8 protein-coding genes are annotated in these 8,671 nt (G+C 70.5%); 4 read left to right on the forward strand and 4 right to left on the reverse strand.

The window, feature by feature from the left end; all coding sequences use genetic code 11:
- The first annotated feature begins 2 nt into the window (after positions 1-2).
- Complete coding sequence (locus VM938_04560) at positions 3-2,123, forward strand: heavy metal translocating P-type ATPase (protein ID HVF74297.1); 2,121 nt, start codon at positions 3-5, stop codon at positions 2,121-2,123.
- On the opposite strand, the gene VM938_04565 is transcribed toward VM938_04560, so the two are convergent.
- The gene (locus tag VM938_04565) at positions 2,044-2,625 is read right to left on the reverse strand and encodes a GNAT family N-acetyltransferase (GenBank protein HVF74298.1); all 582 of its coding nucleotides are present in this window, start codon (positions 2,623-2,625) and stop codon (positions 2,044-2,046) included. The genes VM938_04560 and VM938_04565 overlap by 80 nt on opposite strands.
- Positions 2,622-2,894, reverse strand: coding sequence for a metal-sensitive transcriptional regulator (locus tag VM938_04570; GenBank protein HVF74299.1), 273 nt, complete (start codon positions 2,892-2,894; stop codon positions 2,622-2,624). The genes VM938_04565 and VM938_04570 overlap by 4 nt, the downstream gene beginning before the upstream one ends.
- Positions 2,895-2,929: 35 nt before the next feature.
- On the opposite strand from VM938_04570, the gene VM938_04575 reads away from it, so the two are divergent.
- From VM938_04575 to VM938_04585, 3 genes are read left to right on the forward strand one after another with little or no spacing between them, the layout of a single operon-like run.
- Positions 2,930-3,139 (forward strand): cation transporter, encoded by a 210-nt coding sequence (locus VM938_04575; GenBank protein ID HVF74300.1) that lies wholly within the window; start codon positions 2,930-2,932, stop codon positions 3,137-3,139.
- Positions 3,136-3,258 carry a hypothetical protein gene (locus VM938_04580; protein ID HVF74301.1) on the forward strand — a complete coding sequence of 41 codons (123 nt, stop codon included), beginning with the start codon at positions 3,136-3,138 and terminating at the stop codon, positions 3,256-3,258. The genes VM938_04575 and VM938_04580 overlap by 4 nt, the downstream gene beginning before the upstream one ends.
- A complete protein-coding gene (locus VM938_04585) occupies positions 3,255-5,417 on the forward strand; it encodes a heavy metal translocating P-type ATPase (GenBank protein HVF74302.1) in 2,163 nt (720 codons plus the stop codon). The genes VM938_04580 and VM938_04585 overlap by 4 nt, the downstream gene beginning before the upstream one ends.
- Positions 5,418-5,493: 76 nt before the next feature.
- Here VM938_04585 and VM938_04590 read toward each other — a convergent pair whose 3' ends face one another.
- Together VM938_04590 and VM938_04595 are read right to left on the reverse strand one after the other, a co-directional pair.
- Positions 5,494-6,165: a DsbA family oxidoreductase gene (locus tag VM938_04590; GenBank protein ID HVF74303.1), complete on the reverse strand. Its 672-nt coding sequence runs from the start codon at positions 6,163-6,165 to the stop codon at positions 5,494-5,496.
- Between the two features lie 37 nt (positions 6,166-6,202).
- Positions 6,203-8,671 (reverse strand): vitamin B12-dependent ribonucleotide reductase (locus VM938_04595; protein HVF74304.1); only part of this gene is annotated, 2,469 nt, incomplete at its 5' end.

The following is an 8,671-nucleotide window of genomic DNA, read 5'->3' on the forward strand; positions in this document are numbered from 1 at the left end:
ACATGAGGCACACCACGCACACGGTCGACGACAACACCCACGACCACGCCGCCTGCCTGAGCCGCGTCAACGAGGCCGACACGCACCGTGAGGACGAGGCCGACCTCGCCGCTCACGCCGGCCATGACCACGGCGGGCACGGCGACCACTCGGGTCATGGCGGGCACGGCGACCACGCGGCGATGTTCCGTCGGCGGTTCTGGATCACGGCGGCCCTGAGCGTCCCCGTCGTCGCCACGTCTCACATGGTCATGGACTGGTTCGGCTACACCCTCGACTTCCCCGGCATGTCGTGGGTCGGCCCCGTGCTGGGCACGGTGATCTTCCTGTGGGGCGGCTGGCCGTTCCTGGCGGGCGGCGTCAGCGAGGCCCGCTCCCGCCGCCCCGGGATGATGGCTCTCATCTCCCTCGCCATCGTCGTCGCCTTCGTGGCGTCGGCGGCCACCTCGCTGGGGTGGTTCGGCCTCGACTTCTGGTGGGAGCTGGCCGCCCTCATCGTGATCATGCTGCTGGGCCACTGGCAGGAGATGCGGGCGCTGGGCCAAGCCCGGGGCGCCCTCACCGCCCTGGCCGAACTGCTGCCCGACACCGCCGAACGAGTCACCCAGGACGGCATCGAGGAAGTGCCGCTCACCACGCTGGCGCCGGGCGACATCGTGTTGGTCAGGCCTGGTGGCCGAGTGCCCGCCGACGGCCGCATCGTCGACGGCGAAGCCGAGCTCGACGAGTCAATGGTGACCGGCGAGTCACGGCCGGTCCCCCGTGGTCCTGGCGAGCGGGTGGTGGCAGGCACGGTGGCCACCGACTCGTCGCTGCGAGTCGAAGTGGAGGCCGTCGGCGACGACACTGCTTTGGCAGGCATCCAGCGCCTAGTGGCCGACGCCCAGACCTCGCACGGCCGGGCCCAGGCACTGGCCGACCGCTTCGCCGCCCTCCTCTTCTACGTCGCCGCTGCTGCAGGCGTGGCCACCTTCGCCACGTGGACGGCCTTGGGCGACACCGACTCGGCAGTGGTGCAAGCGGTCACCGTGCTCGTCATCTCGTGCCCCCACGCCCTCGGCCTGGCCATCCCGCTGGTGACGAGCATCTCCACCGCCATGTCCGCCCGCCACGGGATCCTGGTCAAGGACCGGCTCGCCCTCGAGCGCATGCGCACCATCGACACCGTCCTGTTCGACAAGACGGGCACCCTCACCAAGGGCGAGCACGCGGTGACCGAGGTCGACGGCCCCCGCACCTTGGCGCTCGCCGCCGCCGTGGAAGCCGACAGCGAGCACCCGCTGGCGCGGGCCATCGTGGCCGCGGCCGACGACGCCCCCACGGCGACCGACTTCCGTTCGATCACCGGGCGCGGCGTGGAGGCCACCGTCGACGGCCGTCGCTACGCCGTGGGTGGTCCCGCCTTGTTGCGGGAGCGCAGCCTGGCGAAGCCCGACCGTTACGCCGACTGGGAAGCACGGGGCGCCACCGTCCTGTACCTGGTTGACGAGACGGGCATCGTCGGCGCCCTGGCCTTGGAGGACCAGATACGGCACGAGGCTCGCGAAGCGGTGGAGACGCTGCGGCGCATGGGACGGCGGGTGGTGATGATCACCGGCGACGCCCGTTCTGTGGCCGAGGCCGTCGGCCAGGAGCTCGGGGTGACCGAGGTCTTCGCCGAGGTGCTGCCCGAGGAGAAGGACGCCAAGGTGGCGGAGTTGCAAGCCCGCGGCCGGAGGGTGGCCATGGTGGGCGACGGCGTGAACGACGCGCCGGCGCTGGCCCGGGCCGATGTCGGCCTGGCCATCGGTGCAGGCACCGACGTGGCCATCGAGTCGGCGGGCGTGGTGCTCGCCTCCAGCGACCCGCGGGGCGTTGTGTCCGTCATCCGCCTGTCGCAGGCCTCGTACCGAAAGATGGTGCAGAACCTGGCGTGGGCGGCCGGCTACAACGTCGTTGCCATCCCGCTGGCCGCCTTCGGGGTGCTGCCCCCGGCGGTGGGCGCCGTCCTCATGTCGCTGTCGACGATCGTGGTCGCCCTCAACGCCCAACTGCTGCGGCGGGTCAGTCTTGGGCGAGGTAGCGCCAGCCCCGATCGGGGAAACCAGCAGCCTCGGCAACATGCGCACTCGCATGGTTCGTGAGCTCGTGGAGGTACGTGGGCACGCGGCCCGAGTCGAGCACCGCTCGGGCCGCGGTGGCCACCAGCCGCCGGGCCAGTCCCTTGCCCCGAGCGGCGGGCTCGGTGCCCACAGCGATCTCCCATACGAAGTCGTCGTGGCACTTCAGCCCCACGCCGGCCAGGTAGGCGCCGTCGTCGTCGAAGACGGCCAACACCTCGCCGCCGAAGGGCCGCAGCCACTCGGGCAGCGTCGGGTCGTCGGCCGGGCGCCACTCCCCCAGCGGCTCAAGCTCGGTGGGTGCGGTCGTCCAGCGGAACACCAGTTCCACCAGGCCGTCGTCGGTGTCGGCGCCGGAAAGGATGGTGCCGTGCGGGGTGCGGATGCCCGCCACGGCGCGCACGACGCCGTCCCAGGCCAGTTCGGAGCGCGACTCGGCTTTGGTGACGGTGAACGCTTCGGTCGGAGGCCACGTGCCCAGGTCGCGGCGGAGGTGGGCGGCCAGCTGTTCGGGGACGTCGATCACGAGCGCAGCAACCGCTCGACGGCCTTGACGGCCTCGGTCACCATCTCGTCGCCGCTGTCGCCTTCGGCATGGGCGACGCAATGGCGCACGTGCTGGTCGAGCAACCCGATGGCCACCGACTGCAGCGCCTTCGTCACCGCACTGACCTGCGTGAGGATGTCGATGCAGTACGTGTCCTCTTCCACCATCCGTTCGAGGCCGCGCACCTGGCCCTCGATGCGACGTAACCGTCGCACGTAATCGTCCTTGTCCATCGAGTAACCACGCATGAGTCCAACATACCACCCGGGGGTATACTGCAACCATGACCACGACTTCGACCTACACCGTTTCCGGCATGACCTGCGGCCACTGCGTGAGCGCTGTGTCGGCTGAGCTTTCCAAGTTGCCCGGCGTCGAGAACGTCGACGTCGACCTCGACTCCGGGCGCGTGACCGTCGCCAGCGAGGCACCGCTCGACGAGGCCGCCGTGCGGGTGGCGGTCGACGAAGCCGGCTACGAGGTGACCTCGTGACGGCCCGGGCCCGCCTGGCTGCGTTCGCCGTCGTGCTCGCTGTCGCCTTCGGCGGCGGGTGGGCGGTGGGCGCCACGGTCGGCCCCGACGACTCGCCTGCCGTGGTGCACCACCGATGAGCGCCATCGAGCTGGAGATCGGGGGCATGACGTGCGCGTCGTGCGCGGCGCGCATCGAGAAGCGACTCAACCGCATGGACGGGGTGACCGCCACGGTGAACTACGCCACCGAACAGGCCAAGGTGGTGGCCCCCGACGACGTGCCCGTCGAGGCCGTCATCGCCCAGGTCGAAGCGGCCGGGTACAGCGCCCGCCTGCCCTCCGTGTCCGACGCAGCGGCCGAGCCGTCGCGGGACGGGTTGCGCGACCGGTTCGTGGGGTCGCTGGTGCTGACCGTCCCTGTGCTGCTGATGGCCATGGTGCCCGCGCTGCAGTTCCGCAACTGGCAGTGGCTCTCGCTGACGCTGGCCGCCCCGGTGGTGACGTGGGGGGCATGGCCGTTCCACCGCGCCGCGTGGACCAACCTGCGCCACGCGGCGGCCACCATGGACACGCTCATCTCGGTCGGCGTGTTGGCGGCGTTCGGCTGGTCGCTGTGGGCACTGTTCTTCGGCGAGGCGGGCGAGCCGGGCATGAAGATGTCGTTCAGCCTGTCGGCCGAACGGGGCGCGGGGGCGCACGAGATCTACCTGGAAGTGGCCGCCGTGGTGACGACGTTCATCCTGGGCGGCCGGTACTTCGAGGCCCGGGCCAAGCGCCGCTCGGGCGCCGCGCTGCGGGCCTTGCTGGAGCTCGGCGCCAAGGACGTGGCCGTGCTGCGCGACGGCGCCGAAGTGCGGGTGCCGGTCGAGCAGTTGGTGGTGGGCGACCGCTTCGTGGTGCGCCCCGGGGAGAAGGTCGCCACCGACGGCGTGATCGAGGAGGGCACCTCCGCCGTCGACACCTCGTTGGTGACCGGCGAGTCGGTGCCCGTCGAGGTGTGCCCGGGCGATGCCGTGGTCGGCGCCACCGTGAATGCAGGCGGACGGTTGGTGGTGCGGGCGACGCGGGTGGGCGCCGACACCCAGTTGGCGCAGATGGCCCGCCTGGTGGCCGAGGCCCAGATGGGCAAGGCGCCCGTGCAGCGCTTGGCCGACCGGGTGTCCGCGGTGTTCGTGCCGGTGGTCATCACCTTGGCGGTGGCGACGCTGGGCTTCTGGCTGGGCGCGGGGTCGGAGGCGGCCACCGCGTTCGCCGCGGGCGTGGCCGTGTTGATCATCGCCTGCCCGTGCGCGCTGGGGTTGGCCACGCCCACGGCGTTGTTGGTGGGGACGGGGCGGGGGGCGCAGCTCGGCATCCTCATCAAGGGACCGGAAGTGCTGGAGTCGACGAGGCGGGTCGACACCGTGGTGCTCGACAAGACGGGCACGGTGACGACGGGGCGCATGGCGTTGGTGTCGGTGGTGGGGCCGCCCGAGGTGCTGCGGCTGGCAGGAGCGTTGGAGCACGCCAGCGAGCACCCGATCGCCCGGGCCATCGCCGAGGCGGCGGGACCGTCGCTGCCGCCGGTGTCGGGCTTCGCCAGCAGTGAGGGGCTCGGGGTACGGGGCGAGGTCGAGGGGCGTTCTGTTGTGGTGGGTCGGGAGCAGTTCGTGGGCCTGCCCTTGCCCGCGGAGTTGGCCGCGGTTAAGGCTGATGCCGAGGCGGCCGGGCAGACGCCGGTGGTGGTGGCGTGGGACGGCTCGGTGCGCGGCGTGCTGGTGGTGGCCGACACGGTGAAAACCGGCGCCGCCGGCGCCGTGGCCCAGCTGCGGGCGCTCGGGCTGCGGCCGGTGCTGTTGACCGGCGACAACTCGCGTGCGGCGCAGGCCGTGGCCGCGTCGATCGGAATCGACGAGGTGGTGGCCGAGGTGCTGCCCGCCGACAAGGTCGAGGTGGTGAAGCGACTGCAGTCGGAGGGCCGGGTGGTGGCCATGGTGGGCGACGGCGTGAACGACGCTGCCGCCTTGGCGCAGGCCGACCTCGGCATCGCCATGGGCACCGGCACCGACGTGGTCATCGAGGCGTCCGACCTCACGCTGGTGCGCGACGACCTGGGCGCGGCGGCCGACGCCATCCGCCTGTCGCGGCGGACGCTGGGCACCATCAAGGGCAACCTGTTCTGGGCGTTCGCCTACAACGTCGGGGCCCTGCCGCTGGCCGCCGCCGGGCTGCTCAACCCCATGATCGCCGGCGCCGCCATGGGCCTGTCGTCGATCTTTGTGGTGTCGAACAGCCTGCGCCTCCGCCGCTTCCGCTGAGCCAAGCCCCGCCCCGCCCTGCCCGAAGTTGCGTAGGAAACGCGCCGTTTTCCAGCACGATTTCAACGCAACTTCCTCAGACGGCGCAGACCCCGTCGTCGTCGCAGCCGGGGGCGGGCGGCGGCGGAGCGGCTTCGGCGAAGCGACGCTCGAGGACGCGGCGCAGGATCTCCGGCGGCTGGGCGCCGGCGACGCCGTACTTGCCGTCGACGGCGAAGAACGGCACGCCGGTGATGTCGTGCTCGGCCGCGGCGCGCTCGTCGGCCCGCACGGCATCGGCGTAGAGGTCGGAGTCGAGGACCGTGCGCACCTCGTCCTCGGCCAACCCGGCATCGACGGCGAGGCGCACCAGGGTCTCCCGGTCGCCGATGGGCTCGCCCTCGGTGAAGTAGGCCCGCATGAGCCGTTCCTTCACCGGCGCGCCGCCCAGTTGGATGAGCCGGTGGGCATCGAAGGTGTTGCCGGGCCGGGCGATGTCGAAGCGGAAGTCGAGCCCCACCAGCGCCCCGGCGTCGACGATGCGGGAGATCATGGCCCGGGCCTGGCCCGCGGCAACGCCGTACTTGCGGGCCAGCCGCTCCTCGTAGGTGCCCTCCCGCTCAGGCGGCGCATTGGGATCGAGCTCGTAGGAGCGGAACACCACCTCGACCTGGTCCCGATGCTCGAACCCCTCGAGCGCCAACTCCAGGTTCCGCTTGCCAACCCAGCACCACGGGCACACGACGTCGGACCACACCTCGATCTTCATCGAGTGGTCCAACGCCGTGGCCAGGCGTGGGATTCCTTTACGAGCAGCCGCTGGTGGTGCCGCAGCTGGGGCAGGCGTGGCAGGAGCCGGCTCGCTGCATCTGGACGCCGCACTGGTAGCAGTACGGGGCATCGGAGTGGGCGGCGGCGGGCATGACCTCGACCTCGGGCAGTTCGGCAGCGGCGGCCGCCGCGGGCTCGACCGTGGGGGCGATCACCATGCCTGACGACGGCGTGGTGTTCTCCTCCACCCCGGGCAGCGTGGGCTGGATGCGCTCCTCGCTGGTCAGCACGCCGAGCTCCTTGCGGTCCTCGAACGGCAGGTAGTCGACCGCCAGCCGCCGGAAGATGTAGTCGACCAGCGACGAGGCGATGCGCAGCTCGGGGTCGTCGGTCATGCCTGCCGGCTCGAAGCGCATGTTGGTGTACTTCTGCACGTAGGTCTTCAACGGCACCCCATGCTGCAGGCCGAGCGACACCGAGATGGAGAAGGCGTCCATGATCCCGGCCAGGGTCGAGCCCTGCTTGGAGACCTTCATGAACACCTCGCCGGGACGGCCGTCGTCGTACTCGCCGACGGTGACGTAGCCCTCGCAGTCGGCCAACCGGAAGGCGAAGGTGGTCGACCGGCGCCGCTTGGGCAGCCGCTCGCGGATGGGCTGCTTCACCACGATCGTCGTCTGGTTCGACAGCGCCTTCTCCAGCTCGGCCACCTTGACCGCCAGGTCGGCGTCGTGGGCCCCGGACGCATCCGGGGCGGCCGCGCCTTCCTTCTTCATGGTCGACAGCGGCTGGGCCACCTTGCAGTTGTCGCGGTACACGGCAATGGCCTTGAGCCCCATCTGCCACGCATCGATGTGGAGCTGCTCGACCTCCTCGACCGTGACGTCCGCCGGCATGTTCACCGTCTTGGAGATGGCGCCGGAGATGAACGGCTGCACCGCCGCCATCATGCGGACGTGGCCGAGGTAGTGGATGGTGTTGTCGCCCATCGAGCAGGCGAACACCGACATGTGCTCGGCCTTCAGCGCGGGCGCACCCACGATCGACTTGTGCTCGTCGATGTAGGCGACGATGGCCTCGATCTCGGCGGCCGAGTAGCCGAGCCGGCGCAGCGCCCGCGGCACCGTCTGGTTGACGATGGCCATGGTGCCGCCGCCGACAAGCTTCTTCATCTTGACCAGGCCGAGGTCGGGCTCGATGCCGGTGGTGTCGCAGTCCATCAGCAAGCCGATGGTGCCGGTGGGCGCCAGCACCGAGGCCTGCGAGTTACGCACGCCGTAGCGCTCGCCCAGCTCGACGGCCGAGTCCCATGCTTCCTGGGCGGCGTCGAGCAACGAGGTCTGCACCTTCTCCTCGTCGATCTTGGCCACGTCGTCGCGGTGCATGCGCAGCACCCGGTTCATGTGCTCGGCGTTCTCGGTGTAGCCGGCGAACGGTCCCATGCGGGCGGCGGTGCGGGCCGACGTGGCATACGAATGGCCGGTCAGCAGGGCGGTGACGGCCGCCGCCCACGCCCGCCCTTCGTCGGAGTCGTAGGCCATGCCCAGCGCCATGAGCAAGGCGCCGAGGTTGGCGTAGCCGATGCCCAGCTGGCGGAAGCGGCGCGACGTGGCCGCAATCTTCTCGGTCGGGTAGTCGGCGTTGCCGACGAGGATCTCCTGCGCCGTGAACACGACCTCGGTGGCCGCCCGGAACCCGTCGACGTCGAACACGTCCTCGTCACCCAGGAACGTGAGCAGGTTGAGCGACGCCAGGTTGCACGCCGAGTTGTCGAGGTGCATGTACTCCGAGCACGGGTTGGAGCCGTTGATGCGCCCCGTGTTGGTGGCGGTGTGCCAGCGGTTGATGGTGGTGTCGAACTGCATGCCGGGGTCGGCGCACTCCCACGTGGCGGTGGCGATCTGGCGCATCAGGTCGCGGGCGGGCACTGTGCGCACGACCTCGCCCGAGGTCACCGCCACCATGTCCCAGTCGGCGCCGTCGACCACGGCCTGCATGAACTCGTCGGTGACCCGCACCGAGTTGTTGGCGTTCTGGTACTGGATCGAGTGGCTGTCCTTGCCGTCGAGGTCCATGTCGAAGCCGGCCTCCTGACGGGCCCGGGCCTTCCGCTCCTCGATGGCTTTGCACCAGATGAAGTCTTCGATGTCGGGGGGATCGGCGTTGAGGATCACCATCTTGGCGGCGCGCCGGGTCTTGCCACCCGACTTGATCGTGCCGGCCGACGCGTCAGCGCCGCGCATGAAGCTCACCGGACCTGACGCGGTACCACCGCCTTCGAGCAACTCGGCGCTCGAGCGGATCTTCGACAGGTTGGTGCCGGAGCCCGACCCACCCTTGAAGATGATGCCTTCCTCGCGGTACCAGTTGAGGATCGCGTTCATCGTGTCGTCGACGGCGAGGATGAAACATGCACTGGCCTGCTGCGGGACGCCCTTGACGCCGATGTTGAACCACACCGGGCTGTTGAATGCGGCCCGTTGGGTGACGAGGATGTACTTCAA

It is taken from the genome of Acidimicrobiales bacterium, from assembly GCA_035536915.1.
Classification (GTDB): Bacteria; Actinomycetota; Acidimicrobiia; order Acidimicrobiales; family JAHWLA01; genus JAHWLA01.

Bases quoted from the DNA above. Each gene is read 5' to 3' on its own strand.
- VM938_04560 (HVF74297.1), top strand. From the start codon at position 3: ATGAGGCACACCACGCACACGGTCGACGACAACACCCACGACCACGCC.
- VM938_04570 (HVF74299.1), bottom strand. From the start codon at position 2,894: ATGCGTGGTTACTCGATGGACAAGGACGATTACGTGCGACGGTTACGT.
- VM938_04575 (HVF74300.1), top strand. From the start codon at position 2,930: ATGACCACGACTTCGACCTACACCGTTTCCGGCATGACCTGCGGCCAC.
- VM938_04585 (HVF74302.1), top strand. From the start codon at position 3,255: ATGAGCGCCATCGAGCTGGAGATCGGGGGCATGACGTGCGCGTCGTGC.
- VM938_04590 (HVF74303.1), bottom strand. From the start codon at position 6,165: ATGAAGATCGAGGTGTGGTCCGACGTCGTGTGCCCGTGGTGCTGGGTT.